The following is a 26,741-nucleotide window of genomic DNA, read 5'->3' as shown; positions in this document are numbered from 1 at the left end:
ACGGGAACCCGCAGTTCCCCGAGTGCACCGAGTTCACCGTCACGGTGCGGCGCGTCACCCCCCCCCGGCGCCGCACCACGGCGGTCCCCCTTCCTGCTGAAAGCTCCATGCTCTTACGAGGTCCCACATGTCCCCGTTGTCCCCCCTCGCGGCCACCGCCCCGGTCGCGCCCCCGCCCCACACCGGCGGGATCCTGCCCCTGATCGGCGGCACCGCCGGCCTTCTGACGATCGCCGTCCTCGGCATCGTGCTGCTGCTCTTCCTGATCATCAAGGTGCGGCTGCAGCCCTTCGTGGCCCTCCTCGCGGTCTCGATAGCCGTCGGCCTCGGCGCCGGCCTCTCCGTCACCGAACTCTTCGGCACCGTCCAGCGCTCCGACGCCGTCTCCACCATCGAGACCGGCATGGGCGGCACCCTCGGACACGTCGCCATCATCATCGGCCTGGGCACCATGCTCGGCGCCGTCCTCGAGGTCTCCGGCGGCGCCGAGGTCCTCGCCTCCCGCCTGCTGAACCTCTTCGGCGAGAAGCGCGCCCCGCTCGCGATGGGCCTCACCGGCCTCATCTTCGGCATCCCCGTCTTCTTCGACGTCGGCATCTTCGTCCTCGCGCCGATCGTCTACGCGGCCGCCAAGCGCGGCGGCAAGTCGATCGTCCTGTACTGCATGCCGCTGCTCGCGGGTCTGTCCATGACCCACGCCTTCCTGCCCCCGCACCCCGGCCCCGTCGCCGCCGCCGGCCTCCTCAAGGTCGACCTCGGCTGGGTCATCCTCATGGGCATCGTGTGCGGCATCCCCGCCGTGCTCGCCGCCTGGGGCTGGGCCGCCTGGATCGGCAAGCGGATCTTCGTGCCCGTCCCGCACGACATGGTCGAGGCCGCCGAGGAGGCCAAGGCCGCCCTCGTCGCCGAGCAGCGCAAGGCGGGCGTCGAGCCCCACGAGAAGCCCGTGCCGCTCGGCATCGTCTTCGCGATCATCGGCACCCCGCTGGTGCTGATCCTGCTCGCCACGTTCTCCTCGATCGCGTTCGACCCCTCCACGGGCCGCTCGGTCATCGAGTTCTTCGGCCACCCCTTCGTGGCCCTGACGATCGCCCTGCTGCTCGCGTACTACCTGCTCGGCATCCGCCGCGGCTGGTCCCGCAAGTCCCTGGAGCAGGTCTCGACGGCCTCCCTGAAGCCGGTCGGCAACATCCTGCTCGTGGTCGGCGCCGGCGGTGTCTTCGGCGCGGTCCTCAAGGCGAGCGGTATCGCCCAGGCCCTCTCCGACACGTTCAACGACGTCGGGCTGCCGGTCATCGTCCTGGCCTACCTGATCTCGCTCGTCCTGCGCGTGGCCCAGGGCTCGGCCACCGTCGCGATCGTCACGACGGCGGGCATCGTCGCCCCGCTGCTCAGCGAGGGGAACTACTCGCAGGCCTTCATCGCCCTGGTCATCATGGCGATCTCGGCGGGCTCCATCTTCGCCTCGCACGTCAACGACGGCGGGTTCTGGATGGTCTCCAAGTACTTCGGGATCTCGGAGCGCGACACCCTGCGCACCTGGACCGTCCTGGAGTCGGTCCTGTCGGTGGCCGGGTTCGCGGTCGCCGCGGTGATCAGCCTGTTCGTCTAGGGGCGGCTCGGGGACGGGTCAGAGAAGGGCCAGCCCCGAGCAGCCCGTGCCGCCGGCCGGGTCGGGCGCGTACACCCAGTACAGCGCGAAGACCTGGACGGCGAGCAGCAGCACCGCCAGGCACACCACCGCCGCCCGCGCGCCGCCGAAGCGCGCGGTGCGGCGGACGGCGAGCAGCAGGGCCGCCACGCTGCACACGGGCCCCGCCCACGCGGTCACGTACATCCGCGTCGAGGGGCCCAGGTACACGCAGTCCTGGAAGGTGTCCCCGTCGAAGGAGATGTGCGCGCCGAGCAGCACGGCCGACAGCGCGGTCAGGACCACGGCGGCCGTGAGGAGGCCGTCGCGGCGGGTCGGGGCGGTGGTGGGCTGGTTCATGGTGGTCATCAGTACCAGTCGGGGTTGGGGCGGACGATGCGGATGTTCTGCTGACCCTCGTGCTTCTCGGTGGCCTCGATACGGCCTTCGAGGCTCACGTTCTGGTACGAGTCGCTGTGCTGGGTGTACTTGATCTCGCCGTCCGGCATCACGGCGGTGACGATCGCGGCGTGGTGCGTGTTGCCCTTCTCGATGGAGTCGTTGGGGCCGGACTGCTCGTAGTAGATGATGTCGCCCGGCTTCACGTCGGCGGGCGCGATCTCCTCTCCGCCGTGCCGGAGCATGAAGTTCTGGTTGTTCTCGGCGGCGGTCCAGTTGTCGGAGTAGGCGAGCTTCTTGTCGACCCAGTCCCAGCCGCTCGGGTTGCCGACCATCCAGCTGTCGTCGTCGGTGGTGCCGCCCCAGAACGACTCCTTCTGCTGCATGCCCGAGGCGAGCAGCGCGTTGGAGACGAAGTTGGTGCAGTTGTTGCCGAAGTCGGTCGGGTCGTCCTTGTCCCAGTGGTCGAGCGCGTACTGGACCAGCTTGACCCGGTCGTACTTGCCGTTGCCGCGCAGTTCGGTCTGGACGTCCTGGGGGATGCCGTCGAGGTTCGCGATGAGCGTCGGCTCGGCCAGCATCATGTCCTTCTGCTGCTTCGGCGTGAGCCCCTCCCACCACTGACGCACGGTCGTCGGGTCCTCGCCCACCGGGACGTCCGCGGCCATCATCTGCATCTGGACGTGCGAGGCGTGCGTCTGCAGTTCGTTGAGCGCCTTGGACGGGTCGGTGAGCGTGGTCTGCTCGCCGAGCTTGGCGAACTCGGTGGCGGCCAGCTTGTCGGCGGTCGTCACCTGCTCCACCGCCTGGTCGATCAGATCCTTGACCTGCTGCCGGTAGGGGCCCATCTCCTCGGCCTCGGTGCGGTTGTGCACGGGCGGCCCGGTGATCGTCCCGTCGGCCCCGATCGTCAGCCCGTACCGGTCGGCGAGCTGCACCGCCTCGCGCATGGTGCTGTGCGCGGTCTCGATCGCGGTGGTCACGCCGTCGGCGACCATGTTGACGGCGAGCAGGATGTCGTACGCGACCTCGAACTGGTCGGCCAGCGTCGCGAACTTGCCCGCGGCGGCCTTGCCGACCTCGTCGGTCCAGTTCTCGGCGAGCGGCTTGACCCCGTAGTCGCGCAGGTCCTTCGCCGCCTGCAGCGCGTACTTGGCCAGCGAGTGGAACTCGTCCGAGGCCGTCTTCCACTTCTCCGGGTGGGCGTTGTTGATGCCTTCGTAGGTGACCACGTCACGCCTTCCCGAGGTCGCGGACGGCGGCGTTCAGCCGGCGCTCCGCCTCGGCGTCCGCGCCGTCGAACCCGTTCGCGGAGTCCCGCAACTTGGCGCTCAGGTCGCCGAGTTGCTTGGCGAGGGACACCATGTGCTCCTCCCAGTTCAGGGCGCACACCTTGAGCTGTACGGAGCTCGTCCAGCCGTTGAACATGTGGTACGCGTACACGTCGTCGCTGCCGTCGAGCGAGTGGTTCAGCCGTGTCATGGCGTTCCGGGACAGCGTCTCGGTGTCGTTCGCGGCGCCGTGCACGCCCTTGGTCTTGATGTCGATGTCCGGCCGGCCCCCGCCGCCCCCGTCGGGCGCCAGCTGGTTGAGCCGCATCTGCGCCGGGGGAGCGGCCGGTCCCGCCTGCCCGTTGCGGTGCCGTTCGGCCGCCGCGGCCTTGAGCTCTTCCCACTCGTCCCATGCCATGCGCGTTCGACCCCCGTCTCGCACTGCCTGAATCGACGAAGGTAACAGAGCACGGTAATGGGCACGTCAAATAACGAGGTGGGCCCGGAGGGAGCGCCGCACAGCCTCGTCCGCCATACTTCGGCCCGTGGAGCAGCGTATGGAGAGCCAGAAGGTCACGCCCGTCACCGGTGCCGGTTTCGACCCGGCGTACGTCCCCGGCCTGACGTCTCCCGTCCCGGAGACGGCAGTCGAGGACGCGGTCACGGGATCCGACGAGCCGTCGGAGGAGGTGACGCAGGACGCGGTGCCCGAGGACGCGGCGCCGGAGACCGAGGCGCCCGAGGCCGAGAAGCCGGAGGCCGAGACGGACGCCGATCCCGAATCGGAAGCCGAGGCTGAGGACGAGACCGCAGTGGCCGAGGGCGACGGTCCGGTGCTGGAGGCGAAGGACCGCCGCGGCTCCATCACCGTCGACGCGACCGGCGTCCGCTTCACGCTCGACGACCAGGAGGCGGACTTCACCTGGGACGAGATCAGCGCGGTCGAGGTCGGCACGGCCCGCAAGCGCCTGCTCGTGACGGTCCACACGCCCAACAGCCGCTGGTACCCGAACGACGTCGAGGCCCCCGACAAGGCCCGCCTCCAGGAGTGGACCGAGACCCTCGACAAGGCGCTGGACGCGTACTTCGAGGACTGAGCGGACCCACCACGTTCGGGCCGATTCCTGCCCAACCCCTTGTCCGCCACGGATCTTTACGCACCCTTGATGTTCATGGCGGACACCACGGGAACACCAGGAACTCCAGGAACCCCAGGAACCGACTCCACGGCCCACGGCCTCGACGGGCCCCGCAAGTCCAGTTGGCGCCACATCGGCCCCGGCATCGTCGTCGCCGCGACCGGCGTCGGGGCCGGTGACCTCGTCGCGACGCTGATCGCCGGCAGCAACTTCGGCTACACCCTGCTGTGGGCCGCGGTCATCGGCTGCGTCGTCAAGATCAGTCTCGCGGAGGCGTGCGGCCGCTGGCATCTGGCCACCGGCCGCACCCTGTTCGACGGCTGGGCGAGCCTCGGCCGCTGGACGACGTGGTTCTTCGCGGTCTACGTGATCGTGTGGGGCTTCGTCTACGGAGCCGCCGCGATGTCGTCCAGCGCGCTGCCGCTCCAGGCACTGTTCCCCGACGTGTTCCCGGGCGACTGGTCGATCAAGCCGTGGGCGATCCTGTGCGGCCTCGTCGGTCTGGCCTTCGTCTGGTTCAACAAGTACGCGGTCTTCGAGAAGGTCATGACCGTCCTGGTCGGCGTCATGTTCGTCGTGACGGTGTACCTGGCGATCCGGGTCACCCCGAACCTGGCCGACGCGTTCGCGGGCCTGCTCCCGGTCGTGCCCGACGAGAAGGACTCGATCCTCAACACGCTCGGCCTGATCGGCGGCGTCGGCGGCACCATCACCCTGGCCGCGTACGGGTACTGGGTCAACGCGAAGGGCTGGTCGGACACGAGCTGGATGAAGGTGATGCGGCTCGACAACCGCGTCGCCTACATCACCACCGGCATCTTCGTCGTGGCGATGCTCTTCGTCGGCGCCGAGCTCCTGCACTCCTCGAACATCGCGATCTCGTCGGGCGACAAGGGCCTCGTGGACCTGTCGAAGATCCTGGAGGCGGAGTACGGCACGGCGACCGCGAAGCTGTTCCTGGTCGGCTTCTTCGCCACGTCCTTCACCTCGCTCATCGGCGTCTGGCACGGCGTGAGTCTGATGTTCGCGGACTTCGCCGAGCGGTACCGCGGCGCGCGGACCCGGGGCACCGAGGTCCCGCGCGGCGACCGGGAGAAGGGCTGGCCCTTCCGCGCCTACCTCCTGTGGCTGACCTTCCCCCCGATCGTCCTGCTCTTCCAGGGCCAGCCCTTCCGCCTCGTGATCCTCTACGGGGTCCTGGGCGCCGCGTTCATGCCGTTCCTGGCGCTGACCCTGATCTGGCTCCTCAACTCCTCGCGCACGCCCTCGAACTGGCGCAACGGCAAGCTGAGCAACGGCATGCTGGCGATCGCGGGCCTGCTCTTCGTGGTCCTGTGCGTGAAACAGATCTGGGACCAGCCCTGGTCGGAGTTCTTCTGACCGCTCCCGCTAGGGCGTGTCCGCAAAGTCCCGTCGTCGCCCGAAGGGCGGCCGGGCGGCGTCTGGTGCGTGCTCTCGGCGTGCCGGGCGCAAGGCCTCGTACTGGATGTACTTGGCCTTACGCCCGGTGCGGCGAGAGTGCGTGCCAGGCGTCGACCGGCAGACGGGACTTTGCGGACACGGCCTAGTTGCTCCGGGCCATGGCGCGGGCCCGGGCGATGTCCGGATAGCGCACCGTGAACAGGATCGGCAGGGCCACGCACAGCACGGTCAGCACCGTGCGCCCCACGCTGTCGTGCGGCTGCGCGTGCCGCAGCCAGGCCGTGCCGATCCCGCTCACCGTGAAGGAGGCCGCCCACACGGCGCTGATCACGACGTTGACCTTGTGGAACACCGGATTGCCCCACAGCTCCCGCGGCACCTGGGTCCTGGCGATCCCGAGCGTGAACGGCCGCCCCACCCCGAGCGAGCCCCAGGCGACGAGCGCGAACCAGAGCGAGGACCCGGCCGACGCGTAGTGCTCGATGAGAGCGGAGTCCGGGGTGGCGAACGCGGCGACCGCGCACCCGGCGAAGTACAGAGCGGCGCTGACCTCGATCACGAGCGCGTCCCACCCCCGCCCGCCCCTCCGCTGCGCGCCGGCGAGCACGACGGCGAGCGCGAACCCGACGAGCAGCGCCCACCGGACGTCGACCGTGCCGATCAGCAGGCTGACGACGATCAAAGGAAGAAAGCTACGCAGATAGGCCACAGGTTCCCCCGAACAAGAGACGCTCACCGATATTCCAGTTCTGACATGTCAAAGCTAGAACCTCCACTCGCGACATGTCAATACTGGAATGTCGGAGCTATGCTGCCTGGCATGAGCCTTCGACACGCACTCCTCGGCCTGCTCGCGGACGGCCCGGCGAGCGGCTACGACCTGCTCGGCACCTTCCGTACGAGCCTCGAGAACGTCTGGCCCGCCACCCAGAGCCAGATCTACACGGACCTCACCAAGCTCGACGCGGCCGGCCTGATCAGGATCGCGGCGGAGGGCCCGCGCGGCCGCAAGACGTACGAGATCACCGACGAGGGCCGCGCCGAACTGCGCCACTGGCTCCTGGAGACGGCCCCCGAGGGCTACCGCCGCAACGACATCCTGCTCCGCGTCTTCCTCCTCGGCGCGGTCGAACCGGAGGAGGCCCGCGGCTTCCTCCGCACCCGCGCCCATTCCGCCACAACCCGCCTGGCCGCTCTCCGGTCCTTCGACGAGTCGATGGACTGGGGCGGCGACCCCCTGTCGGTCTACGGCCGCCTGACCCTGGAGTGGGGCAAGCGGTTCATGGCGATGCAGGCGGAGTGGGCCGAGTGGGCGGAGAAGGAGGTCGCGGCGCTGGAGGCGACCCGGTGAAGGTGTGGGGCTTGGGCCGCGCCGCCGGGGGAGCGGCGGCGCGGCCCGGTTCCCGGAGATACGCGGCGGTCGCCCGCCGCGTTCACGGACGGCCGGGTCCTCTGGCCGGAGCGCGGGGAGTTGAGGAGGTGGAGGGGGTGGCCGTCGCGGGTCCAAACTGGTCCAGACCAATGGGGATGTCAAGGGCTCGAACGACGCTTCCTCGCCAACCCGGGCCGATCACTGTGTGAACAGTGCGAAGTGGGGTGTTGACGGACGCCCGCGTGGATATGGTGCTCGGACAAGCACACCGCGGCGCAGCGCGGTGTCCGGAGGAGGCCAGGACGACCGGGGGGATTCGCGTGCCGACCGCAATAGCCGTCACCGACCCCGACCTCGTGCTCGGTTCGCCCGACCGGCACACCCCGACCGCCGCCGTGCTCCCCGTGGGCGCCGCCCGGGACGCGTATCCGCTCGACCGCGCGATCGGTGACGTGCACGCCCTGATCGAGGCGCACGGCTATGTGATCGTGCTCTGTCCGGAATCCGCCCCGGACGCGGTCGTCCACCGGCTGCATTCGATCCGTTCCGTGCTCGAGACCGACCGCATGGCGATCCTGCGGCCCGAACTCCCCCCGCTCGGCCTCGCCGTCCTCGCCCTGCAACTGCGCCAGCTCTCCATCTGCGACTTCAGCCCCGGCGTCCTCGCCTCCGCGGGGCGCCTCCTCGCGCACTACGTCCACGCGGGCGCCGTCGTCGGATCCGTCGCCAAGCTGGACCGCGTCCCCGTGTCGCTGCGCGCCCACACCAAGTCCTGGTCGCCGAGCGCCCAGTTCGCCGTCGTCGCCTCCCCGCAACCGCAGGTGCTGCGCGTCACCGGACCCGACACCGTCCCGACCGGCCCCTCCTTCGGCACGCGGCTCTACTACGCGGCCGGGCAGCAGCCCACCGACTGGGTCACCGGCACCCTCGCCGCCGCATGGCGCGTCCAGAGCGCCGTCGAGACGCGGCTGCCCGCCGAGTCTCCGCGCTGGTGGGCCACCGGGAAGCCCGGCAGCCCCGGAAAGATGGTCGAGTTCGCCGCCGCGATCCCCGACATCTCCGTGCTCTACCAGCTGGTCTCCTCCGTGAAGCGCGAGGACTGCCGCTGGTGCGGGCTCGAACTCATCGGGGACCGCTGCGGGTTCTGCTCCGCGCGGCTGTCCGCCGAGGCGCCGCCCGAACCGTACGGCGGGGCCGGGCGGCCCGTGCTCGCGCCGGCCGGAGCCGGTGCGGGGCGGGCGGCGCTGCCGCGCGCCGGGCATTGACCCTCGCCCCGCGTTCCTCCGATTCCGCCCGTCCCCCCTTCAACTCGACTTCAACGAGGTTGTCCGGTCCATGAATTCACGTCAGCGTCGCGGCGTCATCCTCCTGGTCGTCTCGGCCCTGTGCGCCCTCGGCGCGTTCGCCGGGGTCCTCGCGGTGATCCGTGACGTGAACTCCAAGGTGGGGCCGGAGAAGACGGCGTACCGGCTCAAGGCGGACGTGGCGCCGTACAAGGAGCTCACCGCCGACCAGTTCGAGAAGGTCGAGATGCCGGAGCGGTGGCTGTCCGGAACGGCCGTCACCGACCTGCGCACCATCCGCGGCAAGATCGCCGTCACGCAGCTCAAGAAGGGGTCCCTGCTGCAGAGCGACATGGTCGTCGACCGGCCCGAACTCAAGCCGGGGCAGCAGGAGATCGCCATCATGATCGACGCGGAGACCGGCGTCGCGGGGAAGATCGACCCCGGGTCGAAGGTCAACATCTACGCCACCTTCAAGGCCGAGAACGACAAGCAGAAGGACCAGTCGAAGGTCATCGTCGAGAACGCGGAGGTTCTCGACGTGGGCAAGCTGACGCCCATCGACCAGCAGGGGGCGGGGGCCTCCGGCGGGGACCGGAACTCTGTGCGGCGGCAGGGGGAGGCCGTGCCGATCACCTTTGCGCTGGGGGCGGGGGATGCGCAGCGGGTCGCCTACGCGGAGTCGTTCGCCACGCATGTCCGCCTCGCCCGGGTCGCGCCCGGCGGCGACGGCGCCATCGCCCCCGGCGACCGGTCCTACACCCTCGACGAGGACAAGTGATGGCGCGGGGTGGTGTGGTGCGGGGCTCGGCATCGCGCCGCAGGGGCGGAGGATCGTCGCCGGGTGCCGCGCCGTCGTGGTTGCTCGCGCCCCGCGGCGAAGCCGCTGACGGGTACAGCCCCGCGCCCCTTGGGGGGCGCCTTCGTGCAGCCCTGCTCCCACCCACCCGCCCCCTCCGGGGGCGTTCGGCCCGGCGCCTGGCCTCTGCCGGCACCGCTGCCCCGGGTACGTGTTCCGGTCGGCGCCGCCTTGGGCAGTCTGCCGCCTGGGGCGGCACCCCAGCGCCGGGTGCGCGTTTCATCGGGCCTCCGCTACAGCGCCGCCGCCGTAGGGGTCCAGCACCATCGACGAGTGCCGCGCCGTCGTGGCTGGTCGCGCAGTTCCCCGCGCCCCTCGAGGCGCACTGTGTGCGCTCCCGGGGGCGATGGTCGTGCCCCGCGACGGAGTCGCTGAGGGGATTCAGCCCCGCGGGCCTGGAGGCGCACTGTGTGCGCTCCCGGGGGCGACGGCCGTGCGCCGCGACGGAGTCGCTGAGGGGATTCAGCCCCGCGCGCCTGAAGGCGCACTGCTTGTGCTCCCAGGGGCGACGGCCGTGCGCCGCGACGGAGTTGACGGTCGGGTCGTGCAGCGTCGCCCCCCTGGCGGGGCACGTCACTGAAGGGGGTCGGGGATGAGTACCCGGATTCTTGTTGCCGTGGGGGAGCCGGAGGCGGGGCGCGCGCTCATCACGCTGCTCTCCCAGCTGCCCAACACCGAGCCCGCCCCACCCGTCCCCGATTCCACCGCCCTGCTCGACACCCTGGCCCGCCTGGCCGCCGAGTCGATCGACGAGCTCCCCGAGGTCGTCCTCGTACACGAACGGATCGGCCCCGTCCCGGCGCTGGACCTGATCCGCGACCTCGTCCTGCGTTTCCCCGCGGTCGGCGTCGTCCTGGTCACGGCCGACACCAGCCCCGCCCTGCTGACCGCCGCGATGGACTGCGGAGCGCGCGGCATCGTCGCGTTCCCGCTCGGCTACGACGCCCTCGCCGAGCGCGTCCAGGCCGCCGCCTCCTGGTCCTCCGGCATGCGCCGCCACCTCGCCGGAGGCACCGGCACCGGTCACGAACTGCTGCCCGCCACCGGCGCCGGCCGCGTCGTCACCGTCACCGGCGCCAAGGGCGGCGTCGGCACCAGCCTCGTCGCCGTCCAACTGGCCCTGGCCGCCCGCGCCTCCGGCCGCAGCGTCGCGCTGCTCGACCTCGACCTCCAGTCCGGCGACATCGCCTCGTACCTGGACGTCCAGTTCCGCCGCTCGGTCGCCGACCTCGCCGCGATCCACGACATCACCCCGCGCGTCCTCGCCGACGCCGTCTTCACCCACGAGACCGGCATCGACCTCCTCCTCGCCCCCGCCGACGGCGAACGCGGCGAGGAGGTCACGGACCGCGTCGCCCGCCAGGTCGTCCACGCCCTGCGCGCCCGTTACGAGGTCGTGGTCGTCGACTGCGGCACGCAGCTCGGCGCCGCGAACGCCGCCGCGATCGAACTGGCCGACCAGGCCGCCCTCCTGGTCACCCCGGACGTCGTCGCGGTCCGCGCCGCCAAGCGCATGGTGCGCCTCTGGGACCGCCTCCAGATCCGCAAGGCGGAGGAGACGGTCACGGTCGTCAACCGCAACGCCCGCTCCGCCGAGATCCAGGCGACCCTCGTCGAGCGCGTCACGGGCACCCGTACGGCCCGCACCACGATCCCCGCCGCCTACAAGGAACTCCAGGCCGCCGTCGACGCGGGCCGCATGCAGGACCTCGACAACCGTTCCACGGTCAAGCAGGCCATCTGGACTCTCGCCGCCGAGCTCGACCTCGTCGCGAACCCGGCCCCCGAGGCCGCGGGCCGCCGCGGCCGCCGCCGCGCCGACAAGGGCGCGGTCACCCTCGAGTTCGCGGCGATGTTCCCGCTGGTCCTGGTCGTGATGGGCCTGCTCTGGCAGTGCGTCCTGTACGGCTACACGTACTCCCTCGCCGGAAACGCCGCCGACGAGGCCGCCCGAGCGGCGACCGCCGCGTACGCCACCGCCGGCGACGGCCAGGGCGCCTGCGCCGCCGCGGGCCGCGAGCACCTCCCGTCGGCCTGGAACGGCGCGCAGATCGCCTGCACCGACGACGGCACCGTCGTCCACGCCACGGTCCGGGTGGACGTCCCCCTCTTCTTCCCCGGCATCAACCCCGGCTGGAAGGTGACGGGCGAGGCGGGCGCCGCGACAGAGAAAGCCCCGGACCAGTGAAGTCGGCGCGTCCCTGGGGCGCACGAAGTGCGCCTTCAGGGGCGCGGGGCGGTGTCGACCGGCGGCTCCGCCGCGGGGCGCGACCAGCCACGACGCACCGTGAGCCGCCCACGAACAAGCAACCCCCAACGGCGAACAGGCGCCCCCAGGGTGACCGAGGCGTCTCCATGTTGGAGTTCGCGGGCTTCCTCCCCTTCCTCCTGATCATCGGCATGGCCGCGATCCAGCTGGGCCTCGTCGGCTACGGCGCCAACCAGGCCGGCTCAGCGGCCCGCGCCGCCGCCCGCGCCGAATCCCTCGAACCCGGCACCGGCCAGGCCGCCGCGACAGGCAGCACCAGCACCTGGCTGCACCCCCGCGCGGCCATCGCCCCCGGAGACGCCGTCCAGGCCACCGTCACCGTCCACGTCCCCGCGATCATCCCCCTCTTCGACGGCTGGGACCTGCACCGCACCGCGACCATGCCCAACGACAGGACCGACAGGACCGACAGGAGCGAACCATGAGCCTGCGTTCCCGCGTGGCGGCCACCCAGCCCCAGGGCACCGCCCCCGGCACGGACCCGTCCCGCGACGACAGCCTGGTCGCCGTCTACCGCGCCAAGCTCCTCGAAGAGATCGACCTCGCCGAGATGTCGTCCCTCCAGGCCGCGGACCGCCGCCTGCGCCTGGAGCGCGTCCTGGGCCACATCATCAGCCGCGAGGGCCCCGTCCTCAGCTCCACGGAGCGCACGCAGCTGATCCGCCGCGTCGTCGACGAGGCACTCGGCCTCGGCATCCTCGAACCCCTCCTCGCGGACGCCTCCGTCACCGAGATCATGGTCAACGGCCCCGACTCGATCTTCGTGGAGCGAGCCGGCCGCGTCGAACAGCTCCCCCTGCGCTTCGCCTCCGCCGAGCAGCTCATGCAGACGATCGAGCGCATCGTGTCGACCGTGAACCGCCGCGTCGACGAGTCGAACCCGATGGTCGACGCCCGCCTCCCCACCGGCGAGCGCGTCAACGTGATCATCCCGCCGCTCGCCCTGACCGGCGCCACCCTCACGATCCGCCGCTTCCCGCGCGCCTACAGCCTCACCGAACTCATCGAACTCGGCTCCCTCGACGAGCACATGCTGATGCTGCTCGCGGCCTGCGTCCGCGCCCGCTTCAACATCATCGTCAGCGGCGGCACCGGCTCGGGAAAGACGACGCTCCTCAACGCGCTCTCCGCGCTGATCCCGCCCCACGAGCGCATCATCACCATCGAGGACTCGGCCGAGCTCCAGCTCCAGCAGGACCACGTGATCCGCCTGGAGTCCCGGCCGCCGAACGTCGAGGGTAAGGGCCAGGTCACCATCCGCGACCTCGTCCGCAACAGCCTGCGCATGCGCCCCGACCGCATCATCGTCGGCGAGGTCCGCGGCGGCGAGACGCTCGACATGCTCCAGGCGATGTCGACGGGCCACGACGGCTCCCTCGCCACCGTCCACGCCAACACCGCCGAGGACGCCCTCACCCGCCTCCAGACCCTCGGCTCGATGTCGGAGGTCGACGTCCCCTTCGAGGCCCTGCGCGACCAGATCAACTCGGCCGTCGACGTCATCGTCCAGCTGACCCGGCACGCCGACGGCTCCCGCCGCATCACCGAGATCGCCCTGCTCGTCTCGCACGGCCGCGAACAGTTCACCATCAACACGGTCACCCGCTTCGCCGCCCAGCCCTTCGTCCCGACCGGCCTCGGCCCCGATGCCACCGGCCAGGACCGGCGCGTCCACGGCTTCTACGAGCATCTGCCCCTGCCGCGCCGGGTCGCCGACCGCCTGTACGTGGCGGGGGAGTCCGTCCCGCCCGGCTTCGGGGTCGTCGAGGTCGCCGACGTACGCAACACCCGGGAGGCCACCGGATGACCGCGCCCGCCGCCCTCGGACCCACCCTCGTATCCGCCCCCGCATCCGCCCGTGCCGAAGAAGCCAAGGAAGAAGGTGACCAGTGACGAACCCGGCCCTCATCGCCCTCGGCGCGACCGTCCTCGCCTGCGTGGTCGCCGTCGCGGGCGCCCACGTCTACGCCTCCGGACGCGCCCAGCGCCGCGCCCTGGAGGACCGCCTGGACACCTACGCGTCCGGCGCCTCCGCCCTCCCTTCCGGCGCCCGCACCCGCCGCTTCACCGGGATCGACCGCCGGCTGCGCCGCACCCGCCTGGGCCGCGCCGTCCACCTGCGGCTGTCCACGACCGGCCTCGACCTGACCCCGGGCGAGTTCCTCGTCTACGTCACCGCGGTCGTCGCCGCCCTGTGGATCCTCGCGGCGACCACCCTCGCCCCGTTCTTCGGCCCGATCGCCGGAGCGGTCGCGATCTGGGCGGCGGTCATCTTCCTCAACTGGCAGCGGCAGAAGCGCATCGAGGCGTTCATCAACCAGCTCCCCGACGTCGCCCGCCTCCTCGCCAACGCCACCGCCGCCGGACTCGCCCTGCGCACGGCTCTCGCGATGGCGGCCGAGGAGCTCGAGGCCCCGGCCGGTGAGGAACTCTCGCGCGTATCGGACCAGTTGGCGCTCGGCCGTTCCGTCGAGGACACCCTCGACGAGCTCGCCGCCCGCCTCCCCTCCCGCGAACTGATCGTCCTCGTCACCACCCTCGTCCTGTCCAACAAGGCGGGCGGCTCGGTCGTCTCCTCCCTCCGCAACCTCACGCAGACCCTGGAAGACCGCAAGGAGACCCGGCGCGAGATCCGCACGATGCTCTCCGAGGTCAACGCCACCGCGTTCACGGTCCCGCTCCTCGGCCTCGGCTCCCTCCTCCTGATCAACTCCTCGAACGAGGGCGCCCTCGCCCGGGTGACCGGCTCCGGAATCGGCCAGACCCTGATCCTGCTCTCCCTCGGCCTCTACGCCGTCGGCTTCTTCGTCATCCGCCGCCTCGGAAAGATCGAGGTCTGACGTGCCCGCACTGTCCTCCCCCGTCATGGGCCTGCTGATCGCCCTCGTCGCGGGCCTCGCCGTCCTCGGCATCCTCACCGGCATCCGCATGTACCGGGCCGAGGCCAAGGTCCCCAGCGACCTCGCCCTCGCCCTCGAAGTCGGCGCCACCCGCGTCTCGGCGGCGGGTTCCGCCGTCGACCGCCTCGGCATGCGCTTCGCCCCCCTGGTCCTCCGCCTGATGGGCCCGCGCCGCGTCGACGCCAAGCGCCGCCGCATCGACATGGCCGGCAACCCCGGCGGCCTCACCATCGACCGCTACGCCGCCCGCCGCGCCGTCTACGGCGCCTTCGGCGTCCTGATGGCCCTGGTCTTCCTGAAGAACGGCAACCTGCTCCTCGCCCTCCTCACCCTCGCCTTCGGCGCCCTCGCCGCCGACGCCCTCATCTGGCAGGCGACCCGGGAGCGCAAGGAAGTCATCGACCGCACCCTCCCCGACTTCCTCGACGTCCTCGCCGTCGTCGTCTCGGCGGGTCTCGGTTTCCGCCAGGCCCTGGACCGCGTGGCCGAGAAGTACGAGGGCCCCTGGGCGGACGAACTCCGCATCACGCTCCGCCAGATGGACATGGGCGTCCCGCGCCGCCAGGCCTTCGACGAGCTGCGCCGCCGCAACTCCTCCGAGCAGGTCGCCCAGTTCGTCTCCGCGCTCCAGCAGGGCGAGGAGCTGGGTTCCCCGATCGCCGACACCCTCATCCAACTGGCCACGGACATGCGCCGCACCGACGCCCAGAACTCCCGGCGCCGCGCCGCGAAGACGATCCCGAAGGCCACGATGGTCACCCTCGTCTTCATGCTCCCCGCGACGATGATCCTGATCGCGACGGGCATGTTCCTCGGTTCGGGCTCCAGCTTCGGCTCGATCCTCGGGCGCTGATCACCGATGACGCCCAGGGCAACAGGACGACAACTTCCGGCCAAGGCCTGCCCTGTAATTGCCGAAACCGTGTGCACACGGTCGCCTTTCACGTACGTTGCGTGTGTTGTTCTGGATGCCGGGGAGTACGGCGCGGAAGGGGGATCCCGTGATCAAGGACCGAGTGCTCGGGGCGTGGGTGACGTGGACGAACTCTTTGGGGGAGCGGGTCCGGGGAGCACGGAAGGATTCCGGCGCCGGGTTCGTGGAGTACGCGGGCCTGATGATTCTGATCGCCGGGATCTTCACGCTGATCGACCAGCTGGGCCTGGACGGATTGATCTCGAACGCGATCGGCAATGCGGTGAACGACGTCATTGGTGGCTGACGCTTCGAGAGTGCCGGAGTGACAGGGGCTCGACGCTTCCCATCTACATTTGGCTGACCGGGATCCTCCTTTTTGTGGCGTTCGCCTTCTTCGCATTTGCGCAAGCTGCTTCGGCTCGCAACGGCGCTCAATCAGCGGCGGACGCAGCGGCACTGGCCGCCACACAGTCCGCGCGGGATGAGTTGATGGGCAAGCTGGAGCAGGCCCTCGACGGCGAGGCCGACGATTGGCTGGACTGGCTCACGGGCGACGGGTTCGACGGTACGGACGCCGAGGCGGCCGCGAGCGCGCTGGCAGCCGCGAACGATGCCGACGTGATCGGCGGCCCGGCGCTCACTGAGGTCAACGGCTACCCGGGCTACTCGGTCGAGATCGAGACGCGCTACACGGTCGGCGACACGATCATTCCCGGCACCGAGAACCAGAAGGCGAAGGCGCATGCGACGGCTGTGATCGAGCCCCGCTGCGACATCCCGCCGGACGCCGACCCGAAGAAGCCGGTTCAACTCGTCTGCGACGGTGAGGACATCGAGATCGACCCCGATGACTTCGATCCGGCCGATCTGCCCGACGCGTCGGACCTGTTCTCCGTCCACCTGGCCGACTGACACCCGAACGAACAGAGAGGGAAGCCGCAGCGATGAATCTTCGGCGCACTACGACAACCCGCCGGGCGCTTGCTGCGGTGGCGCTCACCACGGGACTGGCACTCGGCACACTCGGATGTGGTGGGGGCGACGACGACAAGCCGAACGCTGAGAAGCCAGCAGCCTCGGCACCGAAGAGCACTCAGGGCGGCGATTCAGCGCAGTCCCCGAGCGCGACTCCCGACAAGGTCCTGGCCGAGTCCAAGGACGGCGACATCACCGTCACCGTCAACGCGGCAAAGCGGGACGGGGGCGGCTACGTCACCGTTTCCGGCACGGTGCGCAACGACGGGGCCAACGCCTGGCTGGGCGAGAACTGGCGCAGCGACGAGCAGGAGCTGCGAAAGAACGGTGGCTCATTGGCTGGTGCCAGCCTGGTCGACGAAGCGGGCAAGAAGAAGTACCTCATCCTCCGCGACACGCAGGGCCGCTGCCTGTGCACCAAGTTCAACGGTCAGATCCGCTCGGGCGAGTCGGCGTCCTGGTACGCCCAATTCCCCGCACCCCCCGAGGGCACGAACTCGGTCACCTTCCAGGTCGGCGCCATGCCCCCCGCCGCGATCGAGATCAGCGAGGGCGAATGATGAGCCCGAGCCGGATCGGACCGCACCGGCGCCTGGCCGCCGCGGCCGCGCTGACCGCCGCCACCGCCCTCCTGGCCACCGGCACCGCCACGGGTACGGCCCACGCCGATGACGAGCCGGGCGGCGCCTCCGCCCCGCCGGGCAGCACGAGCACGAGCCCACCCCCGCAGGTGGACGCCAACAGCCCCGGCCTGAAGCTGGCGGACGGTGCCACCCTGGCCCCCGCCAAGGTGCTGGACATCAAGTCCGTCGTGGAGGACCTGTCCGGCGACGAGCGGCGGACGGACACCAACGAGGACGTGACGTTCGCGCTCCAGGCGGAGGTCCTGTTCCCGAAGGACAGCGCGAAGCTGAACCCGCACGCGAAGTCCCGTATCCAGGCGATCGCGGACGAGATCAACACCCAGAAGGCCGGCACGGTCAGAGTCTTCGGCTTCACGGACAACCTGGGCTCGTACGCCCACGGCCTCAAGCTGTCCAAGCAGCGAGCGGAGGCGGTCCACGACGCCCTCCAGACGGCGCTCGGCGCGAACGGCGGCGACCTCACCTTCCAGGTGCGGGGCTACAGCGAGGACTACCCGATCGCGGACAACGGCACGGAAGAGGGCCGCAAGAAGAACCGCCGCGTGGAGGTCTCGTTCCCGAAGAGCGGGTGAGCCCCGGGCGGACCGGGACGACTCATTCCCCGACGCGGTGCCGTGCCTGGTACCGCGTCGTCTTCGCGCGGTTCCCGCACCCTTCCATGGAGCACCAGCGCCGCCGCCCGTTCTTGCTGACGTCGTGGAACCAGAGCACGCAGACCTCGTTGGCGCACTTGCGGACGCGCTCGGGGCGTTCGCCGAGCAGCCGGACGTAGTCGGCGGCCGCGCGCCAGGCGGGCTCCCACTCGGGGGAGTCCAGTACGAGCCGTTCGGCGGGCCGGCCGTCCTCGTCCAGGAGGGGCCGCCGCGCCCCGTGCCGGAGGACGTCGTTCAGCGGGCCGGAGTCCCCGGCGAGGGCAGCCCGCAGTGCCGTGCGGGCAAGGAGCAACGGCTCCAGAGCCTGCGACGTGCGCGGCGTCAGCCCGTGTTCGGCGAGCCAGCCGTCCAGAGCGCCCGGTTCCTCGAAGAGGTCGAAGGGCTGCCCCTGGTCGACCCATGCGGTGTTGACCAGGTCCAATGCCAGCGGTTCACCCGTGAGCGGTCTCTGCATGACCCCATCCTAACCAAGCTCAACCGTTAAAAGCCCGTTGACCGGTTGGCGGAGTGCGGGCTACTGTCGCCCTGCCGCGGTTCAACCGGCAAAACCGATTTAGATGGTTGGAATCTGATCATGGAGATCCGCAACCGCACCGCCCGCATCGACGGCCTCGACGTCTTCTACCGGGAGGCCGGTGACCCCGCCGCCCCCACCCTGGTGCTCCTGCACGGTTTCCCGACCTCGTCCGTCGGCTACCGGCCGCTCATGGCCGAGCTGGCCGACGAGTTCCACCTGATCGCCCCCGACTACCCGGGATTCGGCCTGAGTTCGGCCCCCGACCCCGCGTCCTGGCCGTACACCTTCGACCACCTCACCGACATCGTCGACGCCCTCCTCGAACAGCTCGGCGTCCAGCGCTACGCCCTCTACGTCCACGACTACGGCGCCCCCGTCGGCTTCCGCCTCGCCCTGCGCCACCCCGAGCGCGTCACCGGCTTCGTGACCCAGAACGGCAACGCGTACGAGGACGGGTTCACGCCCTTCTGGAAGGACATCCGCGCCTACTGGGCCGAGCCCGCGAACGCCGACCGCCGGGACGCGCTGCGCGCCCTGCTCACCCGCGACGCCACCCACTGGCAGTACACCCACGGCGTCCCCGACCCCACGCTCGTCGACCCGGCCCTCGAAGTGCACGACCAGGCCCTCCTCGACCGCCCCGGCAACCAGGAGATCCAGCTCGACCTGTTCCTCGACTACGGCACCAACCCGGGCCAGTACCCGCAGTGGCAGGAGTACCTGCGCGTGCACCAGCCGCCGCTGCTCGCCGCGTGGGGCCGGGGCGACGACATCTTCGGCCCGGACGGCGCCCGAGCCTTCACCCGCGACCTGAAGAACGCCCGCGTCCACCTCCTCGACGCCGGCCACTTCCCGCTCACCACCCGCCTGAAGCAGAGCGCGGGCCTCATCCGCGACTTCCTGCGCGGCCTGTCCGACTGAAACGCCGAACCGAACCACCGCCCCCGGAAAAGGGGTTGTGGCCGGGCCGCGCCGTCACGTAGAAAGATCGACGACGCGGCCCGCACGGCCGAACGCGAAGCACGAGGAGGGATAAGCGATGGACGTCTCGACCCGCACGATCATCGCGCTCACGTCCTTCCGGGGCACCGCCCAGCACGTCTGAGTCAGACGGCACACCAGCTGGAACCCCGGTACGGACAGGCGCCTTTCACGGAGTGTGCCTTGACCGAGTTTCAGCACGACCCTGCCCTGACCCTGCGCCCGATCACCGGCGCCGACGAGCTCGACCTCTTCACCCGCTTCCCCTACGTCATCAACCACGAGCTGGCCGACGACCTCACCGAGGGCCGCCGCCGGCCCGAGTGGATGTGGGTCGCCCTGCGCGGTGACCGTCTTCTGGCCCGCCTCGCCTGGTGGAGCCGCCCGGACGGCGACGCCCCGCAACTGCTCGACATCCTCGACCTCGACGACAGCCTCCCCGAGGCCGAACGTCTCGACATCGGCGAACGCCTCCTGCGCACCGCCACCGCCGCGACGCTCACCCCCGGCTCCACGCACCCCGAGTACGGCCGCTTCATCCCGCCGGACTGGCGCGAGGACCCGGCCGCCCGCCGAGCCGTCGAGGACCGCATGACGGTCGCCGAACGCACGGGAGCCCAGCTCTTCGTCGAACGGCTCCGCCTCGAATGGAAGCCGGGCACGGAGATCGCCCCGCCCGGCGACCGCCTCACGTTCCGCCCGCTCAAGAACCCCGACGACCCCGCCGAACTCATCGACCTGATGACCGCCGTCCTCGACGGCACCCTCGACGCGCACGGCCGCGACGACCTCACCCGGATGTCACCGCGCGAGGCGGCCACCGCGCACTACGAGGAGGAGTTCGCCCACTACTCCAGTCCCCGTGACTGGTGGCGGATCGCCGAACTCCCGGACGGCGAACCCGTCGGCTTCGTCATCCCCGCCCACAACGGCTACAACGCCACGATCGCCTACATCGCCGTCCTGCCCGCCCATCGCGGCCGGGGCTACATCGACGAGCTGCTCGCCGAGGGCACGCGGGTCCTCGCAGAGCAGGACGTCCCGCGCGTCCGTGCCGCGACCGATCTCGGCAACGTGCCAATGGCCGCCGCGTTCCGTCGCGCCGGGTACGTCAATTTCGAGCGGGCGATCAATATGACCTGGGCTTCAGCTGTCCTGAGCTGAGTCTTCCTCGGTCTCTGGGTAAGCGATGAAGGTGCCCTTCGAGGGGAGCGTCACCGCGATTCCGCGCTCGCGGAGCTCCTTCATCGCGCGCCGAATGGTCAGGAAGGCGACGCCGTACTCCTCGGCCATCTCGCGCTCTCCGGGCAGGCGCGAGCCCGGCCTCAGTGTGCCGTCGGCGACCTGACCGGCAATGTGGTCGGCGACCTGCATGTAGATGTAGGCGATCTTGTTCGGGTCGATAGGCGGGTGGTTCCGCCCCGAGTTTCCTGCCATTCGAACAACGTACGACATCGTTGACCTGCGTGTATATCGAAGAAGCGTCATGCCGCTATGCATAGATATGCACGTGTACTACCGTGGCACGAAGAGACCCCGGCGACGGCTGCAACCGTCCCGGGGCATGGCCAACGCTTACCTGTAGGAGCGTCAGCGTGTTCGACCTTACCCTCAGGGCCCTCGCATGGGTCCTACGCCTCATCCTGCCCGCACCCGCCGGACGGCACCGCGCAACCACCGTCACCGCCCCGCCGACACCACCGCCCCCGTACCGCCACACCGAACGGCTCGACGGCGCCGCGCACCCGCTGGTCCGCCCGTACGTCCTGACGCCGACCGAGCGCCGCCGTCAACGAGAACGGCGGCGCGCGCTGTATCTGGCCACGATCGGGATCGACGTGGGCCCGCGCCTGGAGCTGATCCACGGGGGCACCCGATGAGCGAGCCCCGCCGCCCGGTACGGATGTGTGCCCGCTGCGAGCGGCTCACGTCCGACCCCGTACTGGTCCACGAGGTGTTCGCGCCGACGGGCCCCGGATTCAACGTGTACGCGTGCCCGGACTGCGCGCGGCACTACCCGCCCCTGATCGACCCCCTGGAACTGCTGCCGCCCGCGCCGTAGTCAGGCCGAGGGCCAGAGTTCGGTGCTGTGGCCGGCGACGAGGGAGCCGATGCGGTCGAGGGCCTCGGCGGCGGGCAGCGGATCGAGCCGCCGCCCGTCGCGCAGCCGCAGCGCGACCTGCCCGGCATCGGCCTCCTTCGCGCCGACGACCGCCTGGTACGGGACGAGCCGGGCGTTCCGGATCCGGGCGCCCAGGCTCCCGAGCTCGGGCCCGGCGACCTCCACCCGGAGCCCGCGCTCGGCACGGCACCGTTCCGCGAACGCCTCCGCGTAGGCGAACTCGCCCTCGGAGACGGGCAGAACGACGATCTGGCTCGGCGCCATCCACGCCGGGAAAGCGCCCCCGTGCACATCCACGAGATGCGCGACGGCGCGCTCCACGCTGCCGATGATGCTGCGGTGGACCATGACGGGCCGGTGCCGGGCGCCGTCCGGTCCCACGTAGCGCAGGTCGAACTGCTCGGGCTGGTGGAAGTCGACCTGCACGGTGGACAGGGTCGACTCCCGCCCCGCCCGGTCCTCGACCTGCACGTCGATCTTCGGCCCGTAGAACGCGGCCTCGCCCTCCTCGGCCTCGTACGCCACCCCCGACCGCTCCAGCACGCTCTTCAGCAACGCGGTGGCCCGCTCCCACTTCTCGGGAGCGGCCACGTACTTGCCCCCAGCACCCGGAAGCGACAGCCGGTACCGCACCGCGCTGATCCCGAGCGCGGCGTAAGCCTCCCTGATCATCTCCAGCGCGCCCCGAGCCTCGTCCTCCACCTGCTCCAGGGTGCAGAAGATGTGCGCGTCGTTGAGGTGAATGGCCCGCACCCGGTTCAGCCCGCCCAGCACACCGGACAGCTCGGCCCGGTACATGGCCCCCAACTCGGCCATCCGCAAAGGCAGTTCCCGATAGCTGTGCGCCCGGCTCCGGTACATCACCGCGTGATGCGGACACAGACTCGGCCGCATCACGAACTCCTCCCCGCCCACCTCCATGGGCGGAAACATGTCCTCGCTGTAGTGATCCCAGTGCCCCGAGATCTCGTACAGCTCCCGTTTGCCGAGCACCGGCGAATACACGTGGCGGTACCCCGCCCGCCGCTCGGCCTCCCGCACGTACTCCTCCAGCGCGTGCCGCACGACGGCCCCGTCGGGCAGCCAGTACGGCAGCCCGGCCCCGATCAACGGATCGGTCCCGAACAACCCCAGCTCACGCCCGCTCTTCCGCTGCTCCACGACGTTCCCCTCACTTCACTCGGTTGAGGAACGAGCACCCGGAGCGTCGGCGACAGCGCAACAAAAAAGAGCCCGGGCACTCGCCCCGGGCTCAGACCATCGATCACACACCAGTCAGCACACCGGGACACTCTCCGGCGTCGTCGTCACGAAGAACTCGCTGCGCTGACTCATACCGCGACCGTAACAGCCCCCCGTTTCACCGGCACGTCCTTTTCGTCTGCGGCCCCTCCCGCTGACGACACGTGCCGGCAGGGCCGCCAGGTACGTCCTTCTACGCCTTCTTGCGCCAGACCGTCAGATCCGCCGTCACGAACGCGATGTCCGGCATCGCCGTCGACTTCGTCTGCAACACCAGCACCCCGACATCCCCCGAGCGATGCTTCACGCAGATCTCCGTACCGTTGGCCGACGCCGCCAGCGGGAGGACATGGGTCTTGCTGCGCGCCAGCATCACGTCGCACATGTCCCGCGTCGCCGCGCCCGGCTTGGCGAAACTCTGGACGAACACGCTCGTGTCGCTCTTCAGCTCGCAGCCCGTGTTGTCGGTGCAGCTGAACCGGATGTCGCCCTTCGCCGTCTTCAGCTGCGCCGGCTCCTTGTGGATGTTCACCGAGTTCTTCGCGTCCAGCCACACCTGGGGGTAAGCCTCCCCCTGGGCGAACGACGTACGCGGCGCCTCGTCCTTCGTCAGCGGAGAGCCCGTCCTGTCGGCCGAACCCGAACCCGAACCCGAACCCGAACTCGGTGTCGTGGGGGAGGGGGACTTGGACGCCGACGCGCTCGGGCCCGCTCCCGCTCCCTTACCCGTCCCGGACCGTGCCCCGTCGTCCCGCGTCCCGTCCATCACCTGCCACGCCAGCACCGACACCACCAGCACCCCGGCTGTCACCAGCGCCGACGCCACGAGCGCCGTACGCCGCTTCGGCTCCTGTCGCGCCGGCAAGGTCGCCGGATCCGGCATCACCAGCGGCGCCTGCGCCGTCAACGGCCACGTCTGCGCCGGATCCGCCGCACCCGGCACCGGCACCGGCGCAGGCCCCGGCACCGTCGGCTCGGGCCCCGTGACCTCCGTCCACGCCACCGGCTCCGGCTCCGACCCCAGCCGCTCCCGGCACCACGCCACGACCTCCGCCAGATCCGCGCGCTCCGCCGGATCCGCCGCCAGGCACCGCGCCAGGATCGGCCGCACCTCCTCCGGCAGCCGCTCCAGATCAGGGGCATCGTGCACGATCCGGTACAGCACGCTCGCCGCGGGACCGCTCCCGTACAAGGGCTCGCCCAGCGCCGCGAACGCCACCGTCTGTCCCAGCGAGAACACGTCCGTCGCCGCCGTCACCCCGTCCGACCCGGCCGCCTGCTCCGGCGCCATGTACTGCGGCGTACCGATCGCGGCGCCCGTCACCGTGTACGAGGTCAGATCGGCGGCCAGCGAGATGCCGAAGTCGATGACGCGAGGACCGTCGGAGGCGAGCAGCACGTTCGACGGCTTCAGGTCCCGGTGCACGATCCCCGCCGCGTGCACCGCCTGCAACGCCTCCGCGACCCCCGCCATCAGCCACAGCACCGCGGGCACCGGCAACGGCCCGCGCCGCGCCACCGCCTCCGCGAGCGAGGGGCCGGGGACGTACAGCGTGGCCAGCCACGGCGGCGTACCGTCCGCGTCACCGTCGATCAGCTCGGCCGTGTACGCCCCGCGCACCCGCCGCGCCGCCTCCATCTCCCGCCCGAACCGCCTCCGGAAGTCCGGCTCGTCCGCCAGCTCCGGCCGCACCACCTTCACGGCGACCGGACGTCCGCCCCGCGTGTGCGACAGATAGACCCGGCCCATGCCGCCGGCCCCGAGCCGTGCCACCAGCCGGTATCCGCCCACGACCTGCGGATCGTCCGCCTGCAACGGACCGAACACCGTTCTCGTGTTGTCTCGCGCACCGAGCCCCATGAACCGCCGCCCCCTGACCTTCCGCTTCCTGATCCCACCCCTGGGGAACCGGCCGGCGGCCGGTTCGCGTCCAGCAGCCTATGCCGGGGCGTGCGCGCGCGTACCGGCGGTGTGGACGGGACGTGACGGAGCTGTGTGCGCTTGCGGCACCGGGATTGCCCTCTGTGCCGCTTTGTGGAGATCATGATCATTCCATCTGCCGCGCCAGGCGGACGAGTTGACGGGTACAGGCGAATACGGGGGAACATCATGGCCGCCTCGGGCGACGGCTACCAGGTCCGGCATGCCGGCATGAAGAGCCAGGCGAAGGAGCTCGACCACGCCGGCGACGACGCCGGAGCCATCCGGCAGCTCCTCGCCGGAACCCCCTGCTACAGCCAGGACGCGCTGGGCGGCGACGACATGGGCCCCGCCTTCAGCGCCTACTCCAGCGCCTGGACCGCCGAGTCCCGGACCATCGAGGACGCCCTCCACGAACTCGCCGACAAGGTCCGCGGAGCCAAGGGCGCCTACGGCGGCGCCGACGGCCTCGTCCGCACCCAGGCCCAGAAGGTCCAGGTCGGCACGAATCCCACCCCCGGCGCCCCGCCCATCGGCACCAACCCGGTCCACGGCACCAACCCCGTACGGGACACGGCCCCCGTCACCACCGGCCCCGCCTACGCCGAGCGGCCCTCGGCCCTCACCGACTACTGACAGGGCGGAGTGCCTCGACCGTGACCACCGAATCCACCACCGCCCGCCGCGACCGCCTCGACGGCCTGCGCGACCGCATCGCCTCCGCCGACAGCAAGAACGACCTCATCGACGCCATCGACGACGCGCTCGGTGTCGCCGCGCCCCAGGGCGACCCCGCCCTCATCGAATCCCTCGGCAAGCGCTACAAGGGCCAGGCCGACGACGCCATGAAGGTCCACGACCGCGCCGACACCGTCAGCCGCAAGGGCCTGCCCGACGTGTGGGTCGGCGACACCAGCGTCCTCGCCCAGGACGCCGTCGACGCCACCGCCCGCGCCGCCGACCAGATGGCCGAGGCCCTGCGCGGCGGCGGCAACGCCCTCATCCTCTTCTCCGACCTCCTCGAGACGGCACAGACCAAGGACAGCGGCGGCCGCACTAAACTGCGCAACGCCCGCGCCCAGCTCGGCGACAAGGACGGCTTCTTCGACGACTGGCACGAGGACGACGGCGAGGAGGCCACCCGCAAGGCGGCCCGCACCCTCGCCGGCCACGGCATCGACGAGGTCGCCGGCGCCGCCTCCGACGCCGACGACGCGGCCCGCCGCTGCGCCCGCGACCTCAACAAGTACGCCTCCGAGGCACGCGCCGGGAAAATGGGCACCGACGAACTGTCCGCCGTCGACCGCATCGCCCTCGCCGACACCTCCAACATCGGCGGCGACCCCGAGCTCAACGAGATCCTCACCGCCAACGACCTCGAACGCTCCGGCCGCGCCATGGAGAACCTCTCACCCGCCGACCGCGCCCGCATGGAACGCCTCCTCGCCGACGCCGGCACCCCGCAGGAAAAGGCGTACCTGATGAAGGCACTCGCCTCCGGCTACTCGGTCGACGAGGTCGAGGAATTCGGCGGCAAGATCCACAACAAGGACGAGGAATGGCTGCGCGAACACCTCGCGCCCGTCAGCACCAACTCCTCGACGGGCCAGGAGGCCCAGACCTTCGGCCAGGAGAACTGGTCCCAGGACGGCAACACCTGCGTCCCGTCGTCCACCGTCACCGCCCGCGCCATGGTCGACCCCGTCTACGCCCTGGAACTGACCGGCGGCCCCGACGGCCAGGACGACAGCGACGCCCACTTCCGCGAGCGCCTGACCGACGAACAGATGCGGCTCCACGAAGAGGGCGACGGCTCCAACGAAGGCTGGTGGTGGGACCGTCAGCCCGCCGGCATGGACTCCGACGGCCAGGTCGACATCTCCAACAAGGAACTGAGCCCCCACACCGGCGACGCCTACGAGTCCCACGACATGGACAGCGAGAACGACCGCCGCGACGTCCTGCCCGACATCGAGGAGTCCGTCGCCGACGGCAAGCCCGTCCCCATCAACATCGAGGGCGAGGACGACGGAGACTGGGTCGGCCACGGCGTGATGATCGTCGGCCAGGAGGGTGACATGCTCCAGGTCTACAACCCCTGGGGCACCACGACCTGGGTCAGCGAGGACGACTTCATCAAGGGCGACTTCAGCGCCGTCACCGACGACCGCTTCAACAAGGACAACAACGGCGACGTGAACCGCGTCTACATCGACCAGGACTGAT

The 26,741-nt window shown here is 70.7% G+C and carries 29 protein-coding genes; 21 read left to right on the top strand and 8 right to left on the bottom strand.

The genetic code is table 11. From position 1 onward, the window contains the following. The first annotated feature begins 127 nt into the window (after nucleotides 1-127). Complete coding sequence (locus IAG42_RS12790; protein WP_188337146.1) at nucleotides 128-1,612, top strand: GntP family permease; 1,485 nt, start codon at nucleotides 128-130, stop codon at nucleotides 1,610-1,612. 18 nt (nucleotides 1,613-1,630) lie between these two features. On the opposite strand, the gene IAG42_RS12785 is transcribed toward IAG42_RS12790, so the two are convergent. Genes IAG42_RS12785 through IAG42_RS12775 form a run of 3 tightly spaced genes read right to left on the bottom strand, consistent with a single transcriptional unit; the run spans nucleotide 1,631 to nucleotide 3,718 of the window. Then, nucleotides 1,631-1,999 (bottom strand): hypothetical protein, encoded by a 369-nt coding sequence (locus tag IAG42_RS12785; RefSeq protein ID WP_188337145.1) that lies wholly within the window; start codon nucleotides 1,997-1,999, stop codon nucleotides 1,631-1,633. Beyond that, nucleotides 1,999-3,261 (bottom strand): amidase domain-containing protein, encoded by a 1,263-nt coding sequence (locus IAG42_RS12780; RefSeq protein WP_188337144.1) that lies wholly within the window; start codon nucleotides 3,259-3,261, stop codon nucleotides 1,999-2,001. The genes IAG42_RS12785 and IAG42_RS12780 overlap by 1 nt, the downstream gene beginning before the upstream one ends. A gap of 1 nt (nucleotide 3,262) precedes the next feature. Beyond that, complete coding sequence (locus tag IAG42_RS12775) at nucleotides 3,263-3,718, bottom strand: hypothetical protein (protein WP_188341798.1); 456 nt, start codon at nucleotides 3,716-3,718, stop codon at nucleotides 3,263-3,265. 127 nt (nucleotides 3,719-3,845) lie between these two features. On the opposite strand from IAG42_RS12775, the gene IAG42_RS12770 reads away from it, so the two are divergent. Together IAG42_RS12770 and IAG42_RS12765 are read left to right on the top strand one after the other, a co-directional pair. Beyond that, nucleotides 3,846-4,397, top strand: a complete 552-nt coding sequence (locus IAG42_RS12770) for a hypothetical protein (RefSeq protein WP_188337143.1) — start codon at nucleotides 3,846-3,848, stop codon at nucleotides 4,395-4,397. A 75-nt stretch (nucleotides 4,398-4,472) separates the two neighbouring features. Further along, nucleotides 4,473-5,819 carry an Nramp family divalent metal transporter gene (locus IAG42_RS12765; protein WP_188337142.1) on the top strand — a complete coding sequence of 449 codons (1,347 nt, stop codon included), beginning with the start codon at nucleotides 4,473-4,475 and terminating at the stop codon, nucleotides 5,817-5,819. A gap of 184 nt (nucleotides 5,820-6,003) precedes the next feature. Here IAG42_RS12765 and IAG42_RS12760 read toward each other — a convergent pair whose 3' ends face one another. Beyond that, entirely contained in the window at nucleotides 6,004-6,543 is a 540-nt protein-coding gene (locus IAG42_RS12760; protein WP_223205961.1) for a hypothetical protein, read from the bottom strand. A 138-nt stretch (nucleotides 6,544-6,681) separates the two neighbouring features. Here IAG42_RS12760 and IAG42_RS12755 point away from each other — a divergent pair, with 138 nt between their 5' ends. From IAG42_RS12755 to IAG42_RS12700, 12 genes are all read left to right on the top strand, one after another. Further along, nucleotides 6,682-7,212 carry a PadR family transcriptional regulator gene (locus tag IAG42_RS12755; protein WP_188337140.1) on the top strand — a complete coding sequence of 177 codons (531 nt, stop codon included), beginning with the start codon at nucleotides 6,682-6,684 and terminating at the stop codon, nucleotides 7,210-7,212. A 341-nt stretch (nucleotides 7,213-7,553) separates the two neighbouring features. Then, complete coding sequence (locus IAG42_RS12750) at nucleotides 7,554-8,498, top strand: hypothetical protein (RefSeq protein ID WP_223205960.1); 945 nt, start codon at nucleotides 7,554-7,556, stop codon at nucleotides 8,496-8,498. Nucleotides 8,499-8,568: 70 nt separating this feature from the next. After that, nucleotides 8,569-9,297 (top strand): Flp pilus assembly protein CpaB, encoded by a 729-nt coding sequence (gene cpaB, locus IAG42_RS12745; protein ID WP_188337139.1) that lies wholly within the window; start codon nucleotides 8,569-8,571, stop codon nucleotides 9,295-9,297. A gap of 670 nt (nucleotides 9,298-9,967) precedes the next feature. Continuing rightward, on the top strand, nucleotides 9,968-11,563 hold the full coding sequence (locus IAG42_RS12740; RefSeq protein WP_188337138.1) for an AAA family ATPase: 1,596 nt from the start codon (nucleotides 9,968-9,970) through the stop codon (nucleotides 11,561-11,563). Nucleotides 11,564-11,730: 167 nt separating this feature from the next. Then, nucleotides 11,731-12,069 carry a TadE/TadG family type IV pilus assembly protein gene (locus IAG42_RS12735; RefSeq protein ID WP_188337137.1) on the top strand — a complete coding sequence of 113 codons (339 nt, stop codon included), beginning with the start codon at nucleotides 11,731-11,733 and terminating at the stop codon, nucleotides 12,067-12,069. Further along, nucleotides 12,066-13,451 carry a CpaF family protein gene (locus IAG42_RS12730; RefSeq protein ID WP_188337136.1) on the top strand — a complete coding sequence of 462 codons (1,386 nt, stop codon included), beginning with the start codon at nucleotides 12,066-12,068 and terminating at the stop codon, nucleotides 13,449-13,451. Before IAG42_RS12735 ends, IAG42_RS12730 begins: the two co-directional genes overlap by 4 nt. 82 nt (nucleotides 13,452-13,533) lie before the next feature. Continuing rightward, complete coding sequence (locus tag IAG42_RS12725) at nucleotides 13,534-14,484, top strand: type II secretion system F family protein (RefSeq protein ID WP_188337135.1); 951 nt, start codon at nucleotides 13,534-13,536, stop codon at nucleotides 14,482-14,484. Between the two features lie 25 nt (nucleotides 14,485-14,509). Further along, nucleotides 14,510-15,397: a DUF5936 domain-containing protein gene (locus IAG42_RS12720; protein WP_188341341.1), complete on the top strand. Its 888-nt coding sequence runs from the start codon at nucleotides 14,510-14,512 to the stop codon at nucleotides 15,395-15,397. 148 nt (nucleotides 15,398-15,545) lie between these two features. Continuing rightward, the gene (locus tag IAG42_RS12715) at nucleotides 15,546-15,764 is read left to right on the top strand and encodes a hypothetical protein (RefSeq protein ID WP_188341340.1); all 219 of its coding nucleotides are present in this window, start codon (nucleotides 15,546-15,548) and stop codon (nucleotides 15,762-15,764) included. Then, nucleotides 15,713-16,372, top strand: coding sequence for a pilus assembly protein TadG-related protein (locus IAG42_RS12710; protein ID WP_394811284.1), 660 nt, complete (start codon nucleotides 15,713-15,715; stop codon nucleotides 16,370-16,372). The genes IAG42_RS12715 and IAG42_RS12710 overlap by 52 nt, the downstream gene beginning before the upstream one ends. A gap of 32 nt (nucleotides 16,373-16,404) precedes the next feature. Beyond that, a complete protein-coding gene (locus tag IAG42_RS12705; protein ID WP_188337134.1) occupies nucleotides 16,405-16,995 on the top strand; it encodes a hypothetical protein in 591 nt (196 codons plus the stop codon). Continuing rightward, on the top strand, nucleotides 16,995-17,651 hold the full coding sequence (locus IAG42_RS12700; protein WP_188341338.1) for an OmpA family protein: 657 nt from the start codon (nucleotides 16,995-16,997) through the stop codon (nucleotides 17,649-17,651). Before IAG42_RS12705 ends, IAG42_RS12700 begins: the two co-directional genes overlap by 1 nt. Before the next feature lie 22 nt (nucleotides 17,652-17,673). On the opposite strand, the gene IAG42_RS12695 is transcribed toward IAG42_RS12700, so the two are convergent. Next, on the bottom strand, nucleotides 17,674-18,186 hold the full coding sequence (locus IAG42_RS12695) for a CGNR zinc finger domain-containing protein (RefSeq protein ID WP_188337133.1): 513 nt from the start codon (nucleotides 18,184-18,186) through the stop codon (nucleotides 17,674-17,676). Nucleotides 18,187-18,306: 120 nt separating this feature from the next. Between IAG42_RS12695 and IAG42_RS12690 the strand changes: the two genes are divergently transcribed. Together IAG42_RS12690 and IAG42_RS12685 are read left to right on the top strand one after the other, a co-directional pair. Continuing rightward, on the top strand, nucleotides 18,307-19,170 hold the full coding sequence (locus tag IAG42_RS12690) for an alpha/beta fold hydrolase (RefSeq protein ID WP_188337132.1): 864 nt from the start codon (nucleotides 18,307-18,309) through the stop codon (nucleotides 19,168-19,170). Between the two features lie 243 nt (nucleotides 19,171-19,413). Next, complete coding sequence (locus tag IAG42_RS12685; RefSeq protein ID WP_223205959.1) at nucleotides 19,414-20,394, top strand: GNAT family N-acetyltransferase; 981 nt, start codon at nucleotides 19,414-19,416, stop codon at nucleotides 20,392-20,394. On the opposite strand, the gene IAG42_RS12680 is transcribed toward IAG42_RS12685, so the two are convergent. Then, entirely contained in the window at nucleotides 20,377-20,667 is a 291-nt protein-coding gene (locus IAG42_RS12680) for a winged helix-turn-helix domain-containing protein (RefSeq protein WP_223205958.1), read from the bottom strand. The genes IAG42_RS12685 and IAG42_RS12680 overlap by 18 nt on opposite strands. A gap of 158 nt (nucleotides 20,668-20,825) precedes the next feature. Between IAG42_RS12680 and IAG42_RS12675 the strand changes: the two genes are divergently transcribed. After that, nucleotides 20,826-21,110: a hypothetical protein gene (locus IAG42_RS12675; protein WP_188341797.1), complete on the top strand. Its 285-nt coding sequence runs from the start codon at nucleotides 20,826-20,828 to the stop codon at nucleotides 21,108-21,110. After that, the gene (locus tag IAG42_RS12670) at nucleotides 21,107-21,292 is read left to right on the top strand and encodes a hypothetical protein (RefSeq protein WP_188341796.1); all 186 of its coding nucleotides are present in this window, start codon (nucleotides 21,107-21,109) and stop codon (nucleotides 21,290-21,292) included. The genes IAG42_RS12675 and IAG42_RS12670 overlap by 4 nt, the downstream gene beginning before the upstream one ends. Here IAG42_RS12670 and thrS read toward each other — a convergent pair whose 3' ends face one another. Together thrS and IAG42_RS12660 are read right to left on the bottom strand one after the other, a co-directional pair. Beyond that, nucleotides 21,293-22,513 (bottom strand): threonine--tRNA ligase, encoded by a 1,221-nt coding sequence (thrS, locus tag IAG42_RS12665; RefSeq protein WP_188337131.1) that lies wholly within the window; start codon nucleotides 22,511-22,513, stop codon nucleotides 21,293-21,295. It lies immediately after the preceding gene. Between the two features lie 274 nt (nucleotides 22,514-22,787). Further along, nucleotides 22,788-24,455: a serine/threonine-protein kinase gene (locus IAG42_RS12660; RefSeq protein ID WP_188337130.1), complete on the bottom strand. Its 1,668-nt coding sequence runs from the start codon at nucleotides 24,453-24,455 to the stop codon at nucleotides 22,788-22,790. 249 nt (nucleotides 24,456-24,704) lie between these two features. On the opposite strand from IAG42_RS12660, the gene IAG42_RS12655 reads away from it, so the two are divergent. Continuing rightward, the gene (locus tag IAG42_RS12655) at nucleotides 24,705-25,151 is read left to right on the top strand and encodes a WXG100 family type VII secretion target (protein WP_188337129.1); all 447 of its coding nucleotides are present in this window, start codon (nucleotides 24,705-24,707) and stop codon (nucleotides 25,149-25,151) included. Nucleotides 25,152-25,171: 20 nt separating this feature from the next. Next, nucleotides 25,172-26,740 carry a peptidoglycan-binding protein gene (locus IAG42_RS12650; RefSeq protein ID WP_188337128.1) on the top strand — a complete coding sequence of 523 codons (1,569 nt, stop codon included), beginning with the start codon at nucleotides 25,172-25,174 and terminating at the stop codon, nucleotides 26,738-26,740. Nucleotide 26,741: the final 1 nt, after the last annotated feature.

The organism is Streptomyces xanthii (assembly GCF_014621695.1).
GTDB classification, from domain to species: domain Bacteria; phylum Actinomycetota; class Actinomycetes; order Streptomycetales; family Streptomycetaceae; genus Streptomyces; species Streptomyces xanthii.
This window is presented reverse-complemented; position numbering and strand designations above follow the sequence as displayed.